Origin of the sequence: Hungatella hathewayi WAL-18680 (assembly GCF_000235505.1) — a bacterium.
GTDB classification, from domain to species: domain Bacteria; phylum Bacillota; class Clostridia; order Lachnospirales; family Lachnospiraceae; genus Hungatella_A; species Hungatella_A hathewayi_A.
Genome location: NZ_JH379027.1, coordinates 2,006,606 through 2,028,950 on the forward strand (window position 1 = coordinate 2,006,606; position 22,345 = coordinate 2,028,950).

The 22,345-nt window shown below is 52.5% G+C and carries 20 protein-coding genes and 1 pseudogene; 17 read left to right on the top strand and 4 right to left on the bottom strand.

Annotation, left to right across the window (positions count from 1 at the left end; all coding sequences use genetic code 11):
* Positions 1 to 20: 20 nt before the first annotated feature.
* The 3 genes from HMPREF9473_RS08960 (at position 21) to HMPREF9473_RS08970 (ending at position 2,611) form a co-directional block, all read left to right on the top strand.
* Positions 21 to 776, top strand: a complete 756-nt coding sequence (locus HMPREF9473_RS08960; protein WP_006779767.1) for a hypothetical protein — start codon at positions 21 to 23, stop codon at positions 774 to 776.
* 34 nt (positions 777 to 810) lie between these two features.
* Positions 811 to 1,005, top strand: coding sequence for a helix-turn-helix domain-containing protein (locus HMPREF9473_RS08965; protein ID WP_006779534.1), 195 nt, complete (start codon positions 811 to 813; stop codon positions 1,003 to 1,005).
* A gap of 157 nt (positions 1,006 to 1,162) precedes the next feature.
* Positions 1,163 to 2,611: an MATE family efflux transporter gene (locus HMPREF9473_RS08970; RefSeq protein ID WP_434059274.1), complete on the top strand. Its 1,449-nt coding sequence runs from the start codon at positions 1,163 to 1,165 to the stop codon at positions 2,609 to 2,611.
* Here the strand turns inward: HMPREF9473_RS08970 and HMPREF9473_RS08975 are convergent.
* From HMPREF9473_RS08975 to HMPREF9473_RS08985, 3 genes are read right to left on the bottom strand one after another with little or no spacing between them, the layout of a single operon-like run.
* Entirely contained in the window at positions 2,593 to 3,378 is a 786-nt protein-coding gene (locus HMPREF9473_RS08975) for an ABC transporter permease (protein ID WP_006779769.1), read from the bottom strand. The two genes, HMPREF9473_RS08970 and HMPREF9473_RS08975, sit on opposite strands and share 19 nt — an antisense overlap.
* A gap of 16 nt (positions 3,379 to 3,394) precedes the next feature.
* Positions 3,395 to 4,198, bottom strand: coding sequence for an ABC transporter permease (locus HMPREF9473_RS08980; protein ID WP_006779770.1), 804 nt, complete (start codon positions 4,196 to 4,198; stop codon positions 3,395 to 3,397).
* A 13-nt stretch (positions 4,199 to 4,211) separates the two neighbouring features.
* Complete coding sequence (locus HMPREF9473_RS08985; protein WP_006779771.1) at positions 4,212 to 5,012, bottom strand: ABC transporter ATP-binding protein; 801 nt, start codon at positions 5,010 to 5,012, stop codon at positions 4,212 to 4,214.
* 475 nt (positions 5,013 to 5,487) lie between these two features.
* Between HMPREF9473_RS08985 and HMPREF9473_RS08990 the strand changes: the two genes are divergently transcribed.
* From HMPREF9473_RS08990 to HMPREF9473_RS09015, 6 genes and pseudogenes are all read left to right on the top strand, one after another.
* Positions 5,488 to 6,642 carry an alginate O-acetyltransferase AlgX-related protein gene (locus HMPREF9473_RS08990; RefSeq protein WP_006779772.1) on the top strand — a complete coding sequence of 385 codons (1,155 nt, stop codon included), beginning with the start codon at positions 5,488 to 5,490 and terminating at the stop codon, positions 6,640 to 6,642.
* A 16-nt stretch (positions 6,643 to 6,658) separates the two neighbouring features.
* Complete coding sequence (locus HMPREF9473_RS08995) at positions 6,659 to 8,086, top strand: MBOAT family O-acyltransferase (RefSeq protein WP_006779773.1); 1,428 nt, start codon at positions 6,659 to 6,661, stop codon at positions 8,084 to 8,086.
* 146 nt (positions 8,087 to 8,232) lie between these two features.
* Entirely contained in the window at positions 8,233 to 9,684 is a 1,452-nt protein-coding gene (gltX, locus tag HMPREF9473_RS09000; RefSeq protein WP_006779774.1) for a glutamate--tRNA ligase, read from the top strand.
* 84 nt (positions 9,685 to 9,768) lie between these two features.
* A complete protein-coding gene (locus HMPREF9473_RS09005; RefSeq protein ID WP_006779775.1) occupies positions 9,769 to 11,622 on the top strand; it encodes an ATP-dependent helicase in 1,854 nt (617 codons plus the stop codon).
* Positions 11,623 to 11,680: 58 nt separating this feature from the next.
* A pseudogene (locus HMPREF9473_RS28710) lies at positions 11,681 to 12,206 on the top strand (cob(I)yrinic acid a,c-diamide adenosyltransferase).
* Positions 12,207 to 12,277: 71 nt separating this feature from the next.
* Positions 12,278 to 12,643 (top strand): DUF1292 domain-containing protein, encoded by a 366-nt coding sequence (locus tag HMPREF9473_RS09015; protein WP_006779778.1) that lies wholly within the window; start codon positions 12,278 to 12,280, stop codon positions 12,641 to 12,643.
* A 94-nt stretch (positions 12,644 to 12,737) separates the two neighbouring features.
* Here the strand turns inward: HMPREF9473_RS09015 and ychF are convergent, their stop codons facing one another.
* Positions 12,738 to 13,835 carry a redox-regulated ATPase YchF gene (gene ychF / locus HMPREF9473_RS09020; protein ID WP_006779779.1) on the bottom strand — a complete coding sequence of 366 codons (1,098 nt, stop codon included), beginning with the start codon at positions 13,833 to 13,835 and terminating at the stop codon, positions 12,738 to 12,740.
* 208 nt (positions 13,836 to 14,043) lie between these two features.
* Here ychF and lgt point away from each other — a divergent pair, with 208 nt between their 5' ends.
* The 8 genes from lgt to mraY all read left to right on the top strand — a co-directional run bounded on the left by lgt (position 14,044) and on the right by mraY (position 22,327).
* Positions 14,044 to 14,919, top strand: a complete 876-nt coding sequence (lgt, locus tag HMPREF9473_RS09025; protein ID WP_006779780.1) for a prolipoprotein diacylglyceryl transferase — start codon at positions 14,044 to 14,046, stop codon at positions 14,917 to 14,919.
* A 5-nt stretch (positions 14,920 to 14,924) separates the two neighbouring features.
* Positions 14,925 to 15,089, top strand: a complete 165-nt coding sequence (locus HMPREF9473_RS26780) for a Spo0E family sporulation regulatory protein-aspartic acid phosphatase (protein WP_006779781.1) — start codon at positions 14,925 to 14,927, stop codon at positions 15,087 to 15,089.
* Positions 15,090 to 15,302: 213 nt separating this feature from the next.
* A complete protein-coding gene (gene mraZ, locus HMPREF9473_RS09030; RefSeq protein ID WP_006779782.1) occupies positions 15,303 to 15,728 on the top strand; it encodes a division/cell wall cluster transcriptional repressor MraZ in 426 nt (141 codons plus the stop codon).
* A complete protein-coding gene (gene rsmH / locus HMPREF9473_RS09035) occupies positions 15,725 to 16,660 on the top strand; it encodes a 16S rRNA (cytosine(1402)-N(4))-methyltransferase RsmH (RefSeq protein WP_006779783.1) in 936 nt (311 codons plus the stop codon). The genes mraZ and rsmH overlap by 4 nt, the downstream gene beginning before the upstream one ends.
* A gap of 51 nt (positions 16,661 to 16,711) precedes the next feature.
* A complete protein-coding gene (locus tag HMPREF9473_RS09040; protein WP_006779784.1) occupies positions 16,712 to 17,218 on the top strand; it encodes a septum formation initiator family protein in 507 nt (168 codons plus the stop codon).
* Positions 17,196 to 19,430, top strand: coding sequence for a penicillin-binding transpeptidase domain-containing protein (locus HMPREF9473_RS09045; RefSeq protein ID WP_006779785.1), 2,235 nt, complete (start codon positions 17,196 to 17,198; stop codon positions 19,428 to 19,430). Before HMPREF9473_RS09040 ends, HMPREF9473_RS09045 begins: the two co-directional genes overlap by 23 nt.
* Before the next feature lie 58 nt (positions 19,431 to 19,488).
* Entirely contained in the window at positions 19,489 to 21,252 is a 1,764-nt protein-coding gene (locus HMPREF9473_RS09050; RefSeq protein ID WP_006779787.1) for a peptidoglycan D,D-transpeptidase FtsI family protein, read from the top strand.
* Between the two features lie 106 nt (positions 21,253 to 21,358).
* On the top strand, positions 21,359 to 22,327 hold the full coding sequence (mraY, locus tag HMPREF9473_RS09055; protein WP_006779788.1) for a phospho-N-acetylmuramoyl-pentapeptide-transferase: 969 nt from the start codon (positions 21,359 to 21,361) through the stop codon (positions 22,325 to 22,327).
* The last annotated feature ends 18 nt before the right edge of the window (positions 22,328 to 22,345 follow it).

The following is a 22,345-nucleotide window of genomic DNA, read 5'->3' on the forward strand; positions in this document are numbered from 1 at the left end:
GATATAAGGAGGAAACAAAGATGAGAAAGAGCAGAAAGAGAGCAGCAGCCATGGTACTGGCCGTGGGAATGGCGGCCACCGGGAGCATGACCGGATATGCGGCGCCGGAGGCGGCAGTGGGAGAAGTGGTAGAGAGCGTGGATTCGGACAACAACAAAGCGGATACCAAGACTGAATTGGTGGGCAGCATCAAGGCCACCCAGTTGAAGGTGACTCTGCCATTAAAGGCCGCCTTTGACATTGACCCCGGCAAGATAGGGGAGGTGTCCGCCATCGGAACCAAGGCCGTCAACGTAGCCATGGGGCTTCAGTCAGCCAATTATAAAATCACAAACGAGTCCGCCGTCCCTGTCTGGGTCTACATTTCCGGAATCAGCGCCGGTTCCAGCATCACCGGGGGACTTGGGGCATCGGCCAAAACACCGGGCCTTATCAATGACACCGGCGCACTGGAGAGTGCGGACCGCAACCTGATGATAGCCATCAAGGATAAGGCAAAATTCACCGACGCCAGCAAGGTGCCGACGACAAGCACCGTCAACACAAAAGACGGCTTCTGGCTGACCACGGCCTCTGTCACCGGCAAGAATTATTACCTGGATGATGACGGAACCGGTTCCACAGCCAAGAAAGGAAAACTGGATGCGGCAGGCACAACAGGAGGAACCTCCTCAATAGACCTGGAGGTTTTCGCCCTGACGAAAAAAGGCTGGACAGCCGAGGACAAGTTTGCCATCACCCCAACCTTTACCGTATCGGTAGTGGAGCCGTCGTAATCAAGGAGAATAAAACAAGAGAGGAGAATTCACCATGGCAACCAGAATCCCATGCACCCCATTCGGAAAGAAAATGAAAATCGCAATGGTAGAGCAGGACATCCCCCAGCAGGAGCTGGCCAGACGCCTAGGCATTGCCAACTCCACCGTCAGCGATATCATCTACGGCAGAAACCAGTGTGAGCGCACCAAAGAACGCATCGCCGAGACCCTTGGCATCAAAGGCTAAATAAAAAATCTAAAAAACACTTTGACTTTTAAACCCATAAAGTGCTAAAATAAATAAGACCGAGTGGCGAAGTGCGTAAATCCAGGGTTTTGGATTTACGCACTTTTTTTGTACGCTTACTCATCAAATTTTAACACAGAACATGGAGGGATTATTGTTGAACGATAACAAAGCAAACTCATTTTTAGAAACCGAGCGCCTCAGCGTGCTGATGCGGGGATATGCAGTTCCCTGTATCATCTCCCTGCTGGTAGCCGCGCTCTACAACATTGTCGACCAGATTTTCATCGCCAACGCCAGTTACCTGGGCAGTTACGGAAATGCGGCTAACACAGTCGTGTTTCCGCTCACCGTGGTAGCCCTGGCGCTGGCCGTCATGATCGGTGACGGCTGCTGTGCCTTTGTCAGCCTAAGTCTCGGCTCCGGACAGAAGGAGAACGCCCACCGCAGCGTGGGCAACTCCGTAGTGCTGTGCATCGTCATCAGCCTCATTCTGACCGCCATTTACTTCCTATTCCAGGAACCGATTATCACCATGTTTGGCGGCCGGGTCAATGAGGAGACCTTCGTCCAGTCGAAGGAATACTTCACATGGATATCCATCGGCATCCCGCTCTATATGTTTGGGCAGGCGTTAAACCCCATCATCCGCTCCGACGGAAATCCCAAGTTCGCCATGATTTCCACACTTGCCGGTGCGGTGGTCAATATCATCCTGGACCCCATCTTCATCTTTGGATTTCACTGGGGAATGATGGGCGCCGCGCTGGCTACCGTGCTGGGGCAGGCCCTCACCGCGGGATTGGCCGTCTGGTACCTCTGTCACATGAAAGCAATGCGCCTGGAGCGCCGCAGCTTTCATCTCAGCGCCTATTTGATAAAACGTTTCGTGCCGCTGGGACTTTGCAGCTTCCTGTCCCAGATTTCCCTGGTGGCCGCCATGGCAGCTATCAACAACATGATTCAAAAATACGGCGCCCTCGACATCATATTCGGCCAGCCGGAATACGGCCAGATTCCCATGGCCGTGGTGGGAATCGTGATGAAATTTTTCCAGATAGTCATCTCCATTGTGGTGGGCATGGCGGCCGGCTGCATTCCTATCGTGGGCTACAACATGGGCGCCAACCGAAAGGACAGGGCGGCAAGCCTTTTCAAAATGCTGCTGGCCGCGGAAGCCGTCGTGGGCGCCATCGCCTTCCTCATCGTGGAATGTTTCCCAAGACAGCTCATCGCCATCTTCGGGGCAGCCAACGAGAGCGTTTACTACACGGATTTTGCAGTCAAGGCATTCCGGATCTATCTCTGCATGATCATTCTGGCCTGCGTCAACAAAGCGACCTTTATCTACCTCCAGTCCCTGGGCAAAGCCCTGGCTTCCACATTGTTGTCCATGGTGCGTGAGGTGGTATTCGGAGTGGGCTTTGCCCTGCTCTTGCCGGTCTGGTTCGGTCTGGACGGTGTTCTCTATTCCATGCCAGTATCGGACGTGTTGACCTTTGCGATGTCCATCGCAGTCATCATTTACACGTTGAAAACTCTGAAAACAGCGCCGTCATCCGGCACAAGCGGCAGTTTCGCCCCAGCTTATGAACCGGTAGATTGATAATGCCTCATCCCCAGCCGCCACAGCATCAGGCTGGGAATCAGAAAGAGAAAAGCGGCAAATGGAAGATAGGCATACCACCAGTTGTGGGAGATACCCACCAGGTACAAAAACGGATAGTACTGAAACAGGGCAAAGGGAATCAGGTAGGTGCAGACAGTCAGAACCGTCTTTCCGTAAATGCCAATGGGATATTTCCCATATTCCCTGGCCCCGTCCGTAAACACATTCATAAACTCCAGACCCTCCAGCGTAAAAAAGCAGAGGGATGCATAGATGATGAAGATGCCCGCAAACACAGCCGTCCCCCCGGCAATCATCGTCACCAGTATCATGACCCGCCTCCCCGTCCAGTCCACCTGGCTCCGGGGAATGGCGTAAGCCAGCATGACGATGGCCTGCAGCAGCCGTCCGACGCGTGTCAGCTCAAACTTGCTGCAAAGCACCTGGTAAATCGGCCCCATAGGACGAAGAAGCACCCGGTCAAACTCCCCATTTCCAATCATGCCGGAAAACATATCAAACCCGCGGAAAAATGCCTCCGCCAGCGTAAACGAGCTAAGCGTAATGGCAAAACACAGCAGCACCTGCGGGTAGGTAAATCCGTTCACCTGGTGGAACCGCTCCATCATAAAGAAAACCCCTAAAAACACATTAAACGAAACAAGAAACTGTCCAATCGTCGTCAGGAGAAAGGACATCTTATGCTGCATCATACTTTCCACATGAATTTCCAGAAAATGCAGATACAATCGAATTTGTCTCATCAAATCTCCCCCTCTCTCAGCCACCCTGAATCACAACCCGTCTAAGCGCCCGCGCTTCCAGGAGCCGTCCCGCTAAGACCATCACAGCCAGCCAGAATATCTGAAGCCCCACACTCCTCATCATATCATTCCCTGCCAGCGTCCCCCCATAAATCAGAAACGGCACGTTCTGCATGGAGGCAAAGGGCAGCAATTCCACCACACTCCGGATTCCGTCCGGCAGAAACGGCAGCGGAATCACCGCCCCGCTTAAGAATTCCGACAGCGAGGTCACCATCATTTTGAGCCCCTGGGCGGAAATGGTGAAGAAGGCGCACAGATACACAAGCATCCCAAACGCCACCACATTGAGCCAGGCCAGAACCATGGACAGCAGAAACCACACCGCCGTGCCGCCATCCCCCGGCAGTGTCATCCGGAAAGGAGCCGGCATCAGGGAAGCCAGCAGCAGCACCGGCAGACACCGCAGCACCGCCTTGGATAGCCGCACTGCCAGCCCCCGGACGAACCACATCCCATAGAGACTGACCGGCCGGCACAGTTCGTAGGCCACATTCCCGCTGGTGATGGAGTCAAACAACTCCCCCTCCCAGAACCAGGTCATAAACAGGGCCAGAAACGCCTGCTGAAGCCAGGTATAATTCACCAGCGCCTGAAAGCTCATGGGAAATGCGCCCGCCCCGGCCGCGTAGAACGCCCGAAACAGAAGAATCTCCATAAATCCCCAGGCAAACTGGGTGATAATACCGGAAAATGCCGCCGCCCGGTACTGTAATCCATGAATAAAACGCATACGGAAAAATGACAGATATGTTCTCATGTCCGTCACCTCCCTATATCTGATAGTCCCGGTACAGGGCAGCCGCCATCTCATCCAGGGTGGAGTCCGGTGACGGCCGGTGGGATTTCAAATCCTCCAGCGTCCCGTCCAACAGCAGCTGTCCCCGTCCGATTAACAACACCCGCTTGGCCAGGGCCTCAATATCCTGCATATCGTGGGTGGTGATGAGGACGGTGGTCTTGTGCCTGGCATTTAAGGTGACAATGAAATCCCGAACCGCCAGCTTGGACACGGCGTCCAGACCGATGGTGGGCTCGTCCAGAAACAGAAGACTGGGGCTGTGAAGAAGGGAAGCCGCAATCTCACACCGCATCCGCTGGCCCAGGGACAGCATACGTGCCGGAGTGCGGATGATTTCCTCCAGGGAGAGGAGGGTGATAAGCTCCTCCAGCGTCTCCCGGTACTGTGCCTGCGGCACCTGGTAAATGTCCCGCAGCAGCCCAAAAGAGTCAATCACCGGCACGTCCCACCACAGCTGTGTCCGCTGTCCAAAGACAACCCCGATATCTTTGACATACTCCCGTCTGTCCGCCCACGGCACACAGCCATTGACCCGGCAGATGCCGGAATCCGGTGTCAGAATACCGCTTAAAATTTTAATCGTGGAGCTTTTCCCCGCACCGTTAGGCCCAATATAGCCCACCATTTCCCCATCCTGGATGGTAAATGATAAATCCGTCAATGCGTGAACCGTCTCCGTCTGTCTGTGAAAAAGAGAGTGCAATGCCTCCGAAAACCCAGCATTCCTCCGTGCGACCTGAAAGGTCTTGTTGATGTGTTCCACTGTAATCATGATTCATTCCTCCTGGTAGTCATATCCACGCAAGCCATGAGCCATGCCAAAAAAGGCGACGAAAGATTCGCGTTGTGCTCGCACATAAGCAAATCTTTCGTTGTCTTTTTTGATAGGGCGAAGCCCGTGACCGAGACGCAGCAAAGCGGAGTCGAGGTCGCATGGCGGACTCACCCATCAAACTCAAAAAAACTCACGTACACAATAATATCTTGCCAAGCGGTCAGGCGCTTCTAACATCCCAAGCGCCAACTCTCCCGGATTCATTCCGGGGGAATCCCGTGGTATAGAATTGTAAAGGATTTCCAGTATATCACCGCGCCCCGCCCCTGTCAACCAGCTTTTTCTTATAATTATAAATATAATTTCCCCACAACATTTTAACACCCCACACCCTTGCGCCCCCGCCCATTTTATGGCATAATTCATATCGAATGCATCACACCCAGCAACTTACAGACCAGGAGTCCCAACCATGAAAAAAACAGTAAGATACCTCACGTTCCTGACCGCAGCCGCCACAACGCTGCTGCTTCCCATCATATTCGGCAAACTGGACGCCCATTTCTCCACCAGTGGCGTAGAAGATGCCAAAGCCTTCCCCGATATAACCGTGAATCACATATTATCCGGCCAGGCCCAGACCGACTTTGAGCAGTACATCCAGCAGAACCTCCCAGGCAAGCCCCTGATGGTCCGCCTGCGAAACCAGCTCACCTTCTCCCTGCTGGCCACCACCCCCAACAACAATTACAGCATGAACATGGACCGCAATCTGTTCACCTGGGGAAATGTCAGCGCCTACATGCAGTACAACGAGCCGGTCACCGAGGACTTCGCCAGAGACCTTGTGTCCAAAATCGAAAAAGTAGAAGCCCTGGCCGCCGAAAACGACATCCAGACTTTCGTGTACATCACCCCCTGCAAAGTCCGCTACTATGAGGAAGAACTCCCCTGGGTAGACAAAGTCATGGCCCCGGAGCGGACCGACGGCAATTACGAGCGCCTGATGGAGGCACTGCGGGCCACCGACTTAAACTATTTCGACAGCATCGACTACATCGACACCCACCGCCAGGAATTCGACGCCAGAGTCCCCCTGTATTACAGGACAAGCGTCCACTGGTCCACCTACGTGGGCAATTTAGCAGGCGCCGCCTTAGGCGACTATATTGAAGAGAAGAGCGGCTACAACCTCCCGGAGCTGTCCATCACGGCCCGCCCCTGCGAGGAGCCGGTATACCCGGATTCCGACGCCTTCAACACCTTCAACCTGCTTCAGAAATCCTATGACCAGTACTATGAGCCGGTCATCGAGGTGACAGACAGCGCCACCGACGCCCCCGGCATGCTCTGCCGTGGCGGCAGTTTCATGGGTCAGAGCCTGTCCGCCATCATCCGTAACAACTATTTTGGCAAAAACGTCTATATGGAAAATGACCAGATATTCACCGACGCTTTCGGCAATCTGGAGATTTTCCACGACTACAACGATGTGGACATGAAAGCCTATTTCCAGGATATCGACATCCTGATACTGGAGGTCAACGAGCCCTCCATCCCGAGCATGAGCTTCGGATTTATTGACTACGTGCTGGAGCACCCGGAAGTGCTCCGCCAGGAAGAGTAAGGAGAACATAACACACATGGTATTTTCATCTCCGGTATTTTTATTCATATTTCTGCCCATCACGCTGACACTTTACGCCCTGGCCGCCCTCACCCACAAGATCCGGGTGAAAAACGCGGTTCTGCTGTTTTGCTCCATCTGTTTTTATGCCTACGGCGGCGTGTCCTATCTGGGCCTGTTATTCCTGTCCGTCCTGGTCAACTGGGTCTGCGGCCTCAAGCTGTCCTCCATGGAGCGCGGACGACGCCGGACCATCGTGTTCATCCTGGGACTGGCCTACAACATCGGAATCTTAATCATTTTCAAATATTTAAACCTGTTTGGCGATACCGCGGCCTGGATTGCCGGGAAGATAACGGGCCAGCCGGTGGCTTCCATCATTCCGGCCATCGCCCTCCCCATCGGCATCTCCTTCTTCACGTTCCAGATTATGTCCTATCTGATTGACGTGTACAAGGAGACCGTCCCCTGCCAGCGCAGTCTGCCGGATTTGGCCCTCTATGTCATGCTGTTTCCCCAGCTGATTGCCGGCCCCATCGTCCGCTACTCTGACGTGGAGCAGGAGATTGGAAGCAGAAGCGCCAGATTGTCCGACGTCTACGAGGGCGTTTTCCGCTTTATGGTGGGTTTCATCAAGAAAATCCTTCTGGCAAATGCTGTCGGCAAGGCTGCTGATTTGGCCTTCGTGCTGGAGCCCGGAATCGGCGTCATCTATGCCTGGGTCGGCGTCATCTGCTACGGCCTTCAGGTATACTTAGATTTCTGGGCCTACTCCGACATGGCGATTGGTCTTGGAAGAATCTTCGGATTCCATTTCCTGGAGAACTTCAACGACCCCTATATCTCCAAAAGCATCAGCGAATTCTGGAGACGGTGGCACATTTCCCTGTCCACCTGGTTCCGGGACTACGTGTACATTCCCTTAGGCGGCAGCCGGGAGGGCCTGTTCAAAAACTGCCGCAACTTCCTCATCGTCTTTGCCCTGACCGGCATCTGGCATGGGGCCAGTTGGAATTTCCTGCTGTGGGGACTTTATTTCGCCCTGTTCCTGATACTGGAGAAGCTGTGGCTTCGAAAAATCCTGGAAAAACTGCCATCCTTCCTTCGCCACATCTACGTTCTGCTGGTGGTGGGTATCGGCTGGGTCTTCTTCCGGGCCGACACCATGGGAGCCGCCCTGGGCTTTATCGGAGATATGTTCTCCCTCACCCTGATGGGCACCCACGAGCGGGAACTGGCCGAGCTGCTGTGCGGCGGCAAATTCCTGCTCCAGTTCGCCGTTTCCATCCTGTTCTGCACGCCGCTGTTTACAAGGCTACACCGGAAGCTGGAGGAGAAGAATCTGGGCGTTATAAGCGATGTGACCGTTGTGGCAGTTTTCGTCCTGGCCGTGTGCGAGATGATGGCCAGCGGCTACAATCCATTTATTTATTTCAGGTTCTAATGGGAGACTTGTCTTTTTTAAAAGTACGTTATATAATAAAGACTGCCGGCGAAGCCGTGTAGATAACGATTATGAACTTGTTCATAATATAATGGACAAGATAATTAAATTACTATAAATATAAAGAAGATACAGGAGTATATATCATGAGCAGAGTGAGAACAAGATACGCACCGAGCCCTACCGGAAGAATGCATGTAGGGAATTTGAGAACGGCACTGTACGCCTACCTGATTGCCAAACACGAGGGGGGAGATTTCCTTCTCCGGATTGAGGATACGGACCAGGAGCGTTATGTGGAGGGAGCGGTGGAGATTATTTACCGGACGCTGGAAAAAACCGGTCTGATTCATGATGAGGGACCGGACAAGGACGGCGGCGTGGGCCCTTACGTGCAGAGTGAGAGACAGGCGGCCGGAATCTATCTGGACTATGCAAAGAAGCTGGTGGAAAAGGGCGAGGCCTATTACTGCTTCTGCGACCAGGAGAGACTGGACTCCTTAAAGACCGTGGTGGACGGACAGGAGATTATGACCTACGACAAGCACTGCCTGCATTTGACGAAGGAAGAGGTGGAAGCCAATCTGGCGGCCGGAAAGCCTTACGTCATCCGCCAGAACAACCCGACGGAGGGAACCACCACCTTCCACGATGAGATTTACGGAGATATCACGGTGGACAACTCGGAATTGGACGACATGGTGTTAATCAAATCCGACGGATACCCCACCTACAATTTTGCCAACGTGGTGGACGACCATCTCATGGGCATCACCCACGTGGTCCGGGGAAATGAGTACCTTTCCTCCTCCCCGAAATACAACCGCCTCTACGCGGCTTTCGGCTGGGAGGTTCCGGTCTATGTGCATTGCCCGCTGATTACCAACGAGGAGCACAAGAAGCTGAGCAAGAGAAGCGGCCATTCCTCCTACGAGGATTTGATTGAGCAGGGCTTCCTGTCCGAGGCTGTGGTGAACTACGTAGCCCTTCTTGGCTGGTCCCCGGAGGAGAACCGGGAGATTTTCTCCCTGCAGGAGCTGGTGGAGCAGTTTGACTACCGCCACATGAGCAAGTCCCCGGCGGTCTTTGACGTGACCAAATTAAAATGGATGAACGGCGAGTATATGAAATCCATGGACTTTGACGCCTTCTACGAGATGGCGGAGCCTTACTTAAAGGAGACCATCAAGAAGGACCTGGATTTGAAGAAGATTGCCAATATGGTAAAGACGAGAATCGAGGTATTCCCGGATATTGCGGAGCATATCGATTTCTTCCAGGAACTGCCGGAATACGACAAGGCCATGTACACCCACAAGAAGATGAAGACTAACGAGGAGACTTCCCTTGCGGTCTTAAAGGATGTGCTGCCTCTCTTAGAGGCCCAGGAGGATTTCAGCAACGACGCTCTATATGCGCTGCTGGCAAAATACGTGGAGGAGAAGGGCTGCAAGACCGGTTATGTGATGTGGCCAATCCGCACGGCGGTGTCCGGCAAGCAGATGACCCCGGCGGGAGCCACGGAGATTATGGAAGTGCTGGGAAAAGAAGAGTCCCTGGACAGAATCCGAAAAGGGATTGCACTGCTGGAAGCGTAAACACAGAATAAAACAGAACAATGCGGGGAGACGGCGAGCAATCCGTCTTCCCGCATTTTCACTTGAAAAGAGGTACACATACAGATGGCATTTCACAAATCACAGATGGAGGCAATCAGGCACAACCGCGGCCCCATGATGGTGCTGGCAGGTCCCGGCTCCGGCAAAACCACCGTCATCACCCACCGGACGAAGCATCTGATTGAGGAGTGCGGCGTGGATTCGTCCAAAATCCTGGTCATCACCTTCACCAGGGCCGCCGCCAGGGAGATGCGGGAGCGGTTTGAGCGTCTCATGGATGGCAAACCGTCCAGAGTCAGCTTCGGCACCTTCCACTCCGTCTTTTTTACCATATTAAAATACGCCTACCGCTACGACGCCTCCAACATCGCCAGGGACGAGCAGCGCACCCAGTTCGTGAAGGAGCTGATGGACCGTCTGGAGCTGGATGTGGAGGATGAAAATGAATTCGTCAGTTCCATCTTGACGGAAATCAGCTCCGTCAAAGGCGAGATGGTAAACCTGGAACACTATTACGCCAAAAACTGCTCCGAGGAAATCTTCAAGCGCCTGTACAACGGTTACGAGAAGAAAATGCAGCAGGCCAATCTGATTGACTTTGACGACATGCTGGTGATGTGCTACGAGTTGTTCGCCCAGAGAAAAGACATTCTGGAGGCATGGCAGGGGAGATATCAGTACATATTAATTGATGAGTTCCAGGATATCAACCGTATCCAGTACGAAATCGTGCGGATGCTGGCCAGGCCGGAGGACAATCTCTTTATCGTGGGGGATGACGACCAGTCGGTGTACCGGTTCCGCGGCGCGAAGCCGGAGATTATGCTGGGCTTTGGAAACGATTATCCGGAGGCGAAGACCGTTCTTCTGGGCAGAAATTACCGCTCCACCGAGGACATCGTAAAGCCGGCCGTCCGCCTGATTGAGCACAACAAAAAGCGGTACGAAAAGGAAATCACCGCCGAGCGGGGCTCCGGCCGTCCCATCATCACCGTGGCCTGCAAGGACGCCATGGAGGAGACCCAGAAAATCGTATCGGAGCTACAGGGATATGTCCAGGCCGGATACCAGCTGACCGACATCGCGGTCTTGTACCGCACCAACATGAATCCCCGGCTTTTAGTGGAGCGGCTGATGGAATACAACATTCCCTTCCACATGAAGGACACTCTGCCCAATCTCTACGAGCACTGGATCACGAAGAACATTCTCTCCTACATCCGGGCCGCCCACGGGGATTTGAGCCGGGCCAACATTCTCCAGATTATCAACCGCCCCAACCGCTACGTCAGCCGTGACTCCTTAGGGGAGCAGACGGTGTCCTTTGAGGCCGTCAAATCCTTCTACCAGGACAAGAACTGGATGGTGGAGCGGATCGAGCAGCTGGAATATGATTTGAAAATGATAAAGACCATGGCGCCGGCCGCCGCCGTCACCTACATCCGGAAGGCGGTGGGCTATGACGACTATCTGAAGGAGTACGCCGGATTCCGCCGCTTAAAACCGGAGGAGCTTCTGGAAATCCCGGACCAGCTGTTGGAGAGCGCCGCCGCCTACAAGACTATGGACGCCTGGTACGCCCACATGAAGGAGTACGGAGAACGTTTGAAGCAGAAGGCCCAGGACCAGACATCCAAACCGGAGGGCGTGGCGCTGATGACCATGCACAGTTCCAAGGGACTGGAATTCCAGGTGGTCTACATCATGGATGCCAACGAGGGAATCACTCCCCACCGGAAAGCCATGCTGGACGCCGACATGGAGGAGGAGCGCCGCATGTTCTACGTGGCCATGACCAGGGCGAAAGACCGCCTTCATGTCTATTACGTGAAGGAGCGCTACGGCCGCCGCCAGGAGGCCTCCCGGTTTATCGGGGAATATCTGGAGCCCTCGAAGAATGTAACGGTGAAACAGTAAGCGTATGCCATAGATGTTAAATGGAATGGAGACGACGTACGGGAAAGAAGGAGAAATCATGAAAGGATATGTGCACATTTACTGTGGGGACGGAAAGGGAAAAACCACCGCCGCCATAGGTCTGGCCGTCCGGGCCGCAGGCCGTGGAAAAAAAGTGGTGATAGCCAGATTTTTAAAGACCGAGGACTCCGGCGAGGTGGAGGTGCTGCGCTCCATCCCCGGCATCACCGTTCTGCCCTGCGAGAAGACCTTCGGGTTTTATTTCCAGATGACGGAGGAACAGAAGCGGGAGGCCGCCCTCCTATTACGAAAGCCTCCTGGAGCGGGCCTGGTCCATGGCGGTGGAAACCCGCGCGGACATGATGATACTGGATGAAATCATGGCATCCTGCAGCTGCCATCTGGTGGAGGAAAAACGGCTGTCAGACTTGTTAGATTCACGACCGGAGCAGTTGGAACTTATCATGACAGGCCGGAATCCGTCGGAAGCATTGCAGGCCCGCGCCGACTACATTTCCGAGATAAAAAAGGTGAAACATCCCTTTGATAACGGGGTGGCGGCAAGAGAGGGAATTGAGTATTGAGAAAACCCTTGATTTTCCCACCGGTTTTTGTTAAAGTGGAACCAGGCAGGTACGAGCTGCCGGAGTAAACGATGAATGAAGAAAAGAGAGGTACCGACATGGGACATAGCGAAGATTGTAATTGCGGATGCAATGAAGATGGACAGGAAGAGATGACAGTAACCCTGACACTGGAGGATGACACCGAGGTAGAGTGCGTCGTGCTGACCATCTTTACGGCAGGCGAGAGGGATTACATCGCATTACTTCCGATAGAGGGAGAAGAGGCGGATGAGGGAGAAGTGTATCTGTACCGTTATTCCGAATCTGAGGATGGACAGCCGAACCTTGAGAATATTGAAGATGACGACGAGTACGAAATCGTAGCCGACGCCTTCGATGAACTGCTGGACAGCCAGGAGTATGACGAGCTGGTAGGCGAGGACGAGGTAGAGTAAGAGCACACGGGAGCGGATATCAGTCAGCATAACAAAACAGGGCCGCCGGGCGGAAGAACCACCCGGCGGCCAGATTTTTTAGCAGCAAATCCAATTATACATTAAACCGGAACAGAATCACGTCGCCGTCTTTTACCACATAATCCTTGCCTTCCAGACGAACCAGCCCCTTTTCCTTGGCGGCCGGGTAAGTCTTGCAGTCCAGCAGGTCCTGGTAATTCACAACCTCGGCCCGGATAAACCCGCGCTCGAAGTCGGTATGAATCTTTCCGGCGGCCTGAGGCGCTTTGGTGCCCACCTTGATGGTCCAGGCTCTGGTCTCGTCCTCCCCGGAGGTCAGATAGCTGATAAGGCCCAGCAGCTCATAGCTGGCGGCAATCAGTTTTTCCAGGCCGGATTCCTTGAGACCCAGCTCTTCCAGGAACATCTTTTTCTCATCTTCCTCCAGCTCGGCAATCTCCTGCTCAATCTGGGCGCAGATGACAAACACCTGGGAGGCGTTCTCCTCAGCGAATTTGCGGACTTCTTGCACGTATGGATTATTCTCTCCATCGTCGGCCAGATCGTCCTCGCTGACATTAGCGGCAAAGATAACCGGCTTCCAGGTCAGCAGATTCAGGCTGTTGATAAATGCAATTGCATCCTCGTCGTCGCTTTCAAAACTGCGGGCCAGTTTCCCGTCCTCCAAATGAGCCTTCATGTCCTTTAAGACAACCAGCTCTTTGGCGAGAGACTTGTCATTGTTGGCGGCCTTGGCCGTCTTGGCAATTCTTCTATCCAGAATCTCGATGTCGGAGAATATCAGCTCCAGATCGATGGTCTCGATGTCGCGCAGCGGGTCCACACTGCCATCCACGTGAATCACATTGGCATCCTCGAAACAGCGGACCACATGGACGATGGCGTCCACCTCGCGGATATTGGATAAAAACTGGTTGCCCAGGCCCTCGCCCTTGGAGGCACCCTTGACCAGACCGGCGATGTCCACGAACTCAATCACAGCCGGGGTTACTTTCTTTGAGTGATACAAATCTCCCAGAAGTTTCAGACGCTCGTCCGGTACCGGAACCACGCCCACGTTGGGGTCGATGGTGCAGAACGGATAGTTGGCGGATTCCGCGCCAGCCTTTGTCAGGGAGTTGAATAACGTACTTTTGCCTACATTTGGCAGACCAACAATACCTAATTTCATAACAGATTACCTTCCTATATTATCTGAATCTATCGGAATAACTAAATAAGCATATCATAAAACCCATGTAAAGAAAAGACTAAATATGGATGATGGGGCGAAAATTCGACAAAATTGTCAATCTTTGTAAAAATTTGTCGTGCGAAATTCGTTGCATTTTCGACCTTTTGGCGTTAAAATGGAGAAAACCTTGAAAGGAGCATACATAATGATTACAGCAGCAGATATTAGTTTCGTGCATTTGGGTATCAGGATTGAACATCTACGGAACAGTATCTCAGTCTTCGGATTCCCAATCACCTTTTACGGGATGATTATTGGTTTGGGTATGTTAGCTGGTATCTGGGTTGCGCAGTCAGATGCCAAAAGAAGGGGGCAGAATCCCGAAGATTACTTAGATTTCGCATTATATGCAATTATATTCTCAATTATAGGAGCAAGACTTTATTACGTCGCTTTTGCATGGGACAACTATAAAGGCGACCTCCTCCAAATCCTGAATCTGCGAGCCGGCGGGCTGGCCATCTACGGCGGTGTGATAGCAGCGGTCATCACTCTGATAGTGTACACCAGAGTGAAAAAACTGTCATTTTTTACCATGGCAGACAGTGGCTGTCTGGGCCTTGTCACAGGACAGATTATCGGGCGTTGGGGGAACTTCTTTAATTGCGAAGCTTTCGGAGGTTATACTGATAGCCTTCTGGCTATGAGGCTCAAGCGGTCCCTGGTAAATGAAAGTATGATTTCCAGTGACCTGATCAATCATCTGATTGTGGAAAACGGCATCGAGTATATACAGGTTCATCCCACATTTCTATATGAATCCGTTTGGAATCTGGGAGTCCTTGCCTTTATGCTCTGGTACCGCCACCGCAAGAAATTTGAGGGAGAAATGATGTTGATTTATCTGTTTGGCTACGGCCTTGGCAGAGTATGGATTGAGGGCCTTCGCACAGACCAGCTGATTTTCTTCAACACAGGTGTACCGGTATCTCAGGCGTTATCGTTAATTTTAGTCCTGGTATCGGGGGCGATACTGTTATGGAACCACAGAAAAATTAAACGGAGTACTAAAGGAGATTAGCACATATGAGTGCGAGAGAAGAAATGAAAAAAGACCTGATCGATAAGATTGAGAAGGCGAGACAGGCGCTGAACCGGAGTATCGATGAGGGAGAGGAGTACGAATTAATTTATGAGAACAGCGTAAAGCTGGACAGTTTGATTGAACGATATATAGTGGCAGATTTTTAAAAGAATCCATATCTAGCGGCAGCTGCAGAAACCTTTGCAGCTGCCCTATTTTTTTGCAATTTTTTCTTGCTTTTTTCTTACATTTATACTAGAATTAGGATACAAGTGGTACAAAGTGGTGCAAAGTGGTAGAAAATGGTGATAGAGGGATGAATTGGTGGTGGTTGTGGTGAAGAGCCAAAACAGCCGCCTAAAGTGAAGCAGGTGATTTCGATGTTCATGGGAGAGTACAACCATACAGTGGATGCAAAAGGACGTCTCATCGTTCCTTCCAAATTCCGGGAGCAGCTGGGCGATGAATTCGTTGTGACGAAGGGCCTGGATGGCTGCCTTTTCGTGTATGAGAACACCGAATGGAAATCCCTGGAAGAAAAGCTTCACGCATTACCACTCACCAACACCAACGCCAGAAAGTTCTCCAGGTTTTTCCTGGCAGGAGCGACCACCTGTGAAGTGGACAAGCAGGGAAGGATTTTACTTCCTGCCATCCTGCGCGAGTTTGCCAACATTGAGAAAGACGCGGTGCTGGTGGGTGTGGGAAGCAGGATAGAAATCTGGAGTAAAGAATCCTGGATGACCGCCAACGTTTACGATGACATGGAAGAGATTGCAGAGAACATGGAAGGTCTGGGTATATGATGTTTGAACACAAATCCGTACTTTTAGAGGAAACCATAGAGAGCCTGAATATTAAGCCGGACGGCATTTATGTGGACGGCACCCTCGGCGGGGGCGGACATGCCCTGGAGGTGTGTAAAAGGCTGGGAGAGCACGGAAAGATGATTGGGATTGACCAGGATGCGGATGCCATCGCGGCAGCCACAGAGCGGTTGATAGGATATAAGGATAAGGTAATCATAGTGAGGAGCAACTATGAGAACATCAGGACGGTATTACAGGATTTAGGGATAAGGAAAGTAGACGGTATCTACCTGGATCTGGGTGTGTCCTCCTATCAGCTTGATACGGCTGACAGGGGATTCACCTACCGGGAAGATGCACCGCTGGACATGAGGATGGACCAGCGGAAGGAGGAGACGGCTGCGGATATTGTGAACACGTACAGTGAGTTTGACCTGTACCGGATTATCCGCGACTATGGAGAAGACAAATTTGCGAAGAATATCGCCAAACATATCGTAAAAGCGAGAGAGGAACATCCCATCGAGACCACCGGGCAGCTGATTGAGATTATCAAGGCAGCGATTCCCATGAAGGTGCGGGCCGTGGGAGGCCATCCCGCCAAGAAGACATTTCAGGCTATCAGGATTGAGCTGAATCATGAGCTGGAGGTGTTAAACAACTCCATCGACACCATGATTGAACTGTTAAACCCCGGTGGAAGGCTCAGCATTATCACCTTTCATTCCTTAGAAGACAGGATAGTCAAGACAAGATTTCGAAACAACGAAAACCCATGTACCTGCCCGCCGGATTTTCCGGTATGCGTATGCGGCAAGGAGAGCAGGGGCAGGGTGGTCACGAGAAAACCCATTGTTCCCAGCGGGGAAGAGATGGAGGAGAACAAGCGCTCGAAGAGTTCCAAGCTTCGGGTGTTTGAGCGTATATAACTGTGAGGGGGACCAAACAGTTATAGAAGGAAGCGAGAGGGGAGGAAGAGTATGGCTGCAAATCGACCTGTGACGAGACCGTCCAACGTTCGGAGACCGAGCGCCCACGGACAGGCCTATGTAGAGGGAAATACCGCACGTAAGCTGGCACCAGCTGAAATGCCGGTAAGACACACACAAAAGAGACAACAGCAAAAAGTCGGTTACACAGTCAGAAGAAACAAAGAGAAGGCATTACAGATGGACCTTCCCTACCTGATTGGTCTTGTTATCGCTGCATGCTGTGCTCTGTATCTGTGTGTGAATTACCTGCATCTCCAGTCTTCCATTACTGCGAAAATCAACAATATTGAGAAGCTGGAACAGCAGGTGGAGTCTGTCAAGTCTGAAAATGACGCGCTGGCGATCAGAATTAATACTTACGTGGACCTGGATTATGTATACAAGGTAGCTACGGAGGAGCTGGGGATGGTTTATGCCAACAAGAACCAGGTGCTTCTGTACGATAAGACGGAAAGTGAGTATATAAGACAGTATGAAGACATCCCACAACACTAATCATACAAAAAAAACAACAAACAAAAAAAATAAGCAGAACGATATAGAGAACTTGAGAAAACCTTTTCAAAAATACATGCAGGAAAAGCTGGCAGTTACGGTAATCGTAATCATGCTGGCTTTGTTTGCTTTGGTTATCGTGCTGTACAATCTGGTGAATGACAAGAATGAGGAGTACACCAAGGTGGTGTTATCCCAGCATTCCTCCTACGACAGCCGGACCCTGCCTTACCGCCGGGGAGACATCACCGACAGGAACGGCACCTATCTGGCCACCAGCGAGAAGGTCTACAATTTGATTATCGACCCGGGGCAGATCTATGAAAATGGCGGTGAAGTCCACTACTTAGCGCCCACGGTGGACGCCCTGGTCCAGTGCTTCGGCTATGACAGGGCGGAGCTTTTGGCGGCCATCGAGGAGAAGAAGGACACCCGGTATCTGCGCTACGAGCGGAGACTGAGTTACGAGAAGAAAGAAGAATTTGAGACGCTGAAAAAAACGACCAATGACGCCTACAAAGAAGCCGGTATGGAGGAGCGGGTGTACGGAGTCTGGTTTGAGGACGAGTACAAGCGGCTCTACCCCTATTCCGCCCTGGCCTGCAGCCTGATCGGATTTTCAGGAAGCGACAGCGGGGAGGGAACCGGCGGGATTGAGCAGTTTTACAACAGCACCCTGATTGGAACCAACGGCAGGGAGTACGGTTATCTGAACGACGATTCCAATATGGAGACAGTCATCAAATCGGCCTCCAACGGCAACACCGTGGTGTCCACCATCGACGTGAACATCCAGAACATGGTGGAGAAGCAGATTGACGCCTTCCAGCAGGAGACCGGCAGCAAGCAGATGGGCGTGATAGTCATGGACCCGCGAAACGGCGAGATTCTGGCTATGGCCACCGACAAGCGGTATGATTTGAACAATCCGCGAGATTTATCCGGCTACTACACCCAGGAGGAGATCGAGGCCATGGACACCAACGCCCAGATGGAGGCGTGGAATCAGATGTGGCGGAACTTCTGTGTCAGCGATACCTACGAGCCGGGTTCCCCGTCCAAGGTGTTTACCGTGGCGGCAGGTCTTGAGGACGCGGTGATCAGCACGGGCAGCCACTTTTTCTGTGACGGCTTTGAGCACGTGGGGATTTATGATATCAAATGTACGGCTTACGCCAAAGGCGGCCACGGGGATTTGTCCCTGGATGAGTCCCTGATTGTGTCCTGCAACGATGCCATGATGCAGATTGCGGCGCTGGAGGGGAAGACGCGGTTCTTGAAATACATGGATATGTTCGGCTTTGGACAGAAGACGGGCATTGATCTGCCGGGTGAGGCGGATGCGGCCACCCTGGTGTACACGGACAAGACCATGGGACCGGCGGAGCTGGCCACCAACTCCTTCGGGCAGGGCGCCAACTGTACCATGGTTCAGCTGGCGGCGGCATTTTCCTCGGTTATCAACGGCGGTTCCTACTACGAACCTCACGTGGCGAAGCAGATTCTCAACGAGCAGGGAGCCGTGGTGCGGAAACTGGACCCGGTGCTTGTGAGGGAGACCGTGTCGGAAAATACCAGCAAATTTATCCGGGATGCCCTGTGGCGGACCGTGGAGGAGGGAACCGGAAAAGCGGCCCAGGTGCCAGGTTACAAGGTGGGCGGAAAGACCGGTACCGCGGAGAAGATTCCCCGTGAATTAAAAAAATATGTGGTATCCTTCTGCGGGTTTGCCCCGGCGGACGACCCGAAGGTGCTGGTTTATGTGGTAATTGATGACCCGCAGGTGGAAGCTGTGAAGGTGAGCAGTGCGTTTGCCGGAAGAGTATTTTCCAAAATTATGCAGGATATCCTTCCTTATATGAATATCTTTCCGGATGTTGAGCTGCCGGAGGATTCTGAGGAGCTTCAGGGAGAGACCCAGCCGGAGGGAATCACTGAGAATACCAATCAGCCGGAGGACGGCGAAACGGACGATGCAGGAGAGACAGAGCCGGAGACAAAGCGCTATGACACCGAGGAACTTGCGCCGGAGGGCGGCCTGGGACTTGACGGCACGCCGGTGCCAAGCACGGAGAGCGGCGGGGACGATGGCGGGGAGACGGTAAACGGACCGGCAGGACAGGATGTGCCGGAAAGTACGTCCGCGGCCCCGCAGGAGACCGGCGGCCCCGGCTCCGAGACGACGCCTGCCCAAACTCAGGCTGGCAATTAGACATAAATTTGCCAAACCTTCATATATTATAACAATGACTGATTGATGGGATAACGATATGAAAGGTTCCAATAAAACATATCACCGTGGAAGAATAGCCATCCTGTATTTCCTGTTATGCGGTTTGATGATAGGGCTTGTAGGCAGGCTATTTTTTCTGATGATTTTCCGCTCGGAGCATTACAGCCAGATGGCGGAGGATTTACACGAGAGGGAGCGTACCATCAAGGCAGCCAGAGGAAATATTATGGATGTGAACGGTACGGTCATTGCAACCAACCGGACCGTCTGTACCATATCGGTGATTCACAACCAGGTGAAGGACCCGGAGACAGTCATCAGGGTGCTGGTCGACGAGCTGGGAGTCCCGGAGGAGGAAGTCCGTAAAAAGGTGGAGAAGCGAAGCTCCAGGGAAATCATCAAGACCAACGTGGATAAGGAGGAGGGGGACAAAATCCGCTCCTACGCCATGGAGGGGGTCAAGGTGGATGAGGACTACAAGCGGTACTACCCTTACGACAGCCTGGCTTCCAAGGTGCTTGGCTTCACCGGAGGCGACAACCAGGGCATCATCGGCCTGGAGGTCATGTATGAGAAGTATTTGAAGGGAACCAACGGCACCATTCTCACCATGACGGACGCCGCCGGTATCGAGATAGAAAATGCCTTCGAAGACCGGATAGAGCCTGTCGCGGGCAACAATCTCTACATCAGCCTGGATGTGAATATCCAGAAATACGCCGAGCAGGCGGCCTACCAGGTCATGGAAAAGAAGGGCGCTAAGCGGGTGTCCGTCATCGTCATGAACCCCCAGAACGGGGAAGTGATGGCCATGGTCAACGTGCCGGAATTTAACTTAAATGATCCGTTTACGCTGAACGTGGAGCCGGAGGGAAGTCTGACCGCCAAGGAGAAGCAGGATTTGCTGAACCAGATGTGGCGGAACCCCTGTATCAACGACACCTATGAGCCGGGTTCCACCTTCAAGATCATCACGGCGGCCGCCGGACTGGAGGACGGCGTGGTGGGGCTGGAGGACCATTTCTCCTGTCCGGGTTTTCGGATTGTGGAGGACAGGAAAATCCGCTGCCACAAGGTGGGCGGCCACGGCTCGGAGACATTTCTCCAGGGGGCCATGAATTCCTGCAACCCGGTATTTATAGACGTGGGCCAGAGACTGGGAGTGGAGCATTTCTACCACTATTTCGAACAGTTCGGCCTGCTGGGAAAGACCGGGATTGATTTGCCGGGCGAGGCGGCTACCATCATGCACAAGAAGGAGAATATGGGGCTTGTGGAGCTGGCCACGGTGTCTTTCGGCCAGTCCTTCCAGATTACGCCCCTCCAGTTAATCACCACCGCTTCTTCTATTATAAATGGAGGAAACCGGGTGACGCCCCATTTCGGGGTGAAGGCGGTCAGCGCGGACGGGGAAGCGGTCCGGGAGTTTGAGTACCCGGTGCGCACCGGCGTGGTGTCAGCGGAGACCAGCGAGACCATGCGCTATATTCTGGAGCATGTGGTGGCGGAGGGCAGCGGCAAGAAGGCGGCTTTAGATGGCTACCGCATCGGCGGCAAGACCGCCACCAGCGAGAAACTGCCAAGAAGTTTAAAAAAATATATTTCCTCGTTTATCGGCTTCGCGCCGGCCAACGACCCACAGGTCATCGCGCTGATTACCATCGATGAGCCGGTGGGAATCTACTACGGAGGCACCATCGCGGCGCCGGTTGTTTCCGACATTTTTAAGAATATTCTGCCTTATCTGGGAATAGAGGCAACAGAGGAAGAAACTGCTTCGGCCATTCGAATCTATGGTTGATTATTCTTGAAAAAAGACGTATACTACTTTTTATACAAGAAAAAAGTGCAGCTGCACGGACTTACTGTATCAATATAAAAAGCTACATAAGAACTCGAGGTGCAAAATGATTAATGAGACGATACTTGCGATTATCATCGCATTTGCCATAAGTGCAATATTATGCCCTATTGTGATTCCCTTCCTGCATAAGCTGAAGTTTGGGCAGCAGGTGAGGGACGACGGACCACAGGCACATCTGAAAAAACAGGGAACTCCCACCATGGGCGGCCTGATTATTCTTGGGAGCATTATCATCACTTCCATCTTCTATATCAGGGATTATCCGAAGATGATACCTGTATTATTCGTTACGGTAGGATTTGGCATTATTGGTTTCCTGGATGATTACATCAAAATCGTCATGAAACGCTCGGAGGGCTTAAATCCAAAACAAAAGATGCTGGGGCAGATTATCATAACCGGAATCTTCACCTATTACCTGATGAATTCACCGGAGGTGGGGACGCAGATTTTGATTCCGTTCACCGGAGGTTTCCGGGACGGATATTATCTCAACCTTGGTATCTTTTTTATTCCGTTCGTGTTCGTGGTGATGCTGGGAACCGACAACGGGGTGAACTTTACGGACGGTCTGGATGGACTATGCACCAGCGTCACCATTCTGGTGGCCACCTTCCTGACCATTATCGCCGTGGGAGAGAACAGCGGCATCAGCCCCATCACCGGGGCGGTTGTGGGAAGCCTTTTGGGATTCCTGCTGTTCAATGTGTACCCGGCCAAAGTATTTATGGGAGATACGGGCTCACTGGCGCTGGGCGGTTTTGTGTCCGCCAGTGTGTTTATGATGAACATTCCACTGTTTATGCCTCTGATTGGATTGATTTATCTGGTGGAGGTGCTGTCAGTGATGATTCAGGTGACGTATTTTAAGAAGACCGGCGGAAAGCGAATCTTCAAGATGGCGCCTATCCACCATCACTTTGAGCTTTGCGGCTGGTCGGAGACGAGAGTCGTGGCAGTGTTCTCTATCATCACGGCCATCCTCTGCCTGATTGCTTACTTGGGATTATAGTACGATAAGGAGGAACGT

Bases quoted from the DNA above. Each gene is read 5' to 3' on its own strand.
- HMPREF9473_RS08960 (WP_006779767.1), top strand. From the start codon at position 21: ATGAGAAAGAGCAGAAAGAGAGCAGCAGCCATGGTACTGGCCGTGGGA.
- HMPREF9473_RS08965 (WP_006779534.1), top strand. From the start codon at position 811: ATGGCAACCAGAATCCCATGCACCCCATTCGGAAAGAAAATGAAAATC.
- HMPREF9473_RS08975 (WP_006779769.1), bottom strand. From the start codon at position 3,378: ATGAGACAAATTCGATTGTATCTGCATTTTCTGGAAATTCATGTGGAA.
- HMPREF9473_RS08980 (WP_006779770.1), bottom strand. From the start codon at position 4,198: ATGAGAACATATCTGTCATTTTTCCGTATGCGTTTTATTCATGGATTA.
- HMPREF9473_RS08985 (WP_006779771.1), bottom strand. From the start codon at position 5,012: ATGATTACAGTGGAACACATCAACAAGACCTTTCAGGTCGCACGGAGG.
- HMPREF9473_RS08990 (WP_006779772.1), top strand. From the start codon at position 5,488: ATGAAAAAAACAGTAAGATACCTCACGTTCCTGACCGCAGCCGCCACA.
- HMPREF9473_RS08995 (WP_006779773.1), top strand. From the start codon at position 6,659: ATGGTATTTTCATCTCCGGTATTTTTATTCATATTTCTGCCCATCACG.
- gltX (WP_006779774.1), top strand. From the start codon at position 8,233: ATGAGCAGAGTGAGAACAAGATACGCACCGAGCCCTACCGGAAGAATG.
- HMPREF9473_RS09005 (WP_006779775.1), top strand. From the start codon at position 9,769: ATGGCATTTCACAAATCACAGATGGAGGCAATCAGGCACAACCGCGGC.
- HMPREF9473_RS09015 (WP_006779778.1), top strand. From the start codon at position 12,278: ATGAATGAAGAAAAGAGAGGTACCGACATGGGACATAGCGAAGATTGT.
- ychF (WP_006779779.1), bottom strand. From the start codon at position 13,835: ATGAAATTAGGTATTGTTGGTCTGCCAAATGTAGGCAAAAGTACGTTA.
- lgt (WP_006779780.1), top strand. From the start codon at position 14,044: ATGATTACAGCAGCAGATATTAGTTTCGTGCATTTGGGTATCAGGATT.
- HMPREF9473_RS26780 (WP_006779781.1), top strand. From the start codon at position 14,925: ATGAGTGCGAGAGAAGAAATGAAAAAAGACCTGATCGATAAGATTGAG.
- mraZ (WP_006779782.1), top strand. From the start codon at position 15,303: ATGTTCATGGGAGAGTACAACCATACAGTGGATGCAAAAGGACGTCTC.
- rsmH (WP_006779783.1), top strand. From the start codon at position 15,725: ATGATGTTTGAACACAAATCCGTACTTTTAGAGGAAACCATAGAGAGC.
- HMPREF9473_RS09040 (WP_006779784.1), top strand. From the start codon at position 16,712: ATGGCTGCAAATCGACCTGTGACGAGACCGTCCAACGTTCGGAGACCG.
- HMPREF9473_RS09045 (WP_006779785.1), top strand. From the start codon at position 17,196: ATGAAGACATCCCACAACACTAATCATACAAAAAAAACAACAAACAAA.
- HMPREF9473_RS09050 (WP_006779787.1), top strand. From the start codon at position 19,489: ATGAAAGGTTCCAATAAAACATATCACCGTGGAAGAATAGCCATCCTG.
- mraY (WP_006779788.1), top strand. From the start codon at position 21,359: ATGATTAATGAGACGATACTTGCGATTATCATCGCATTTGCCATAAGT.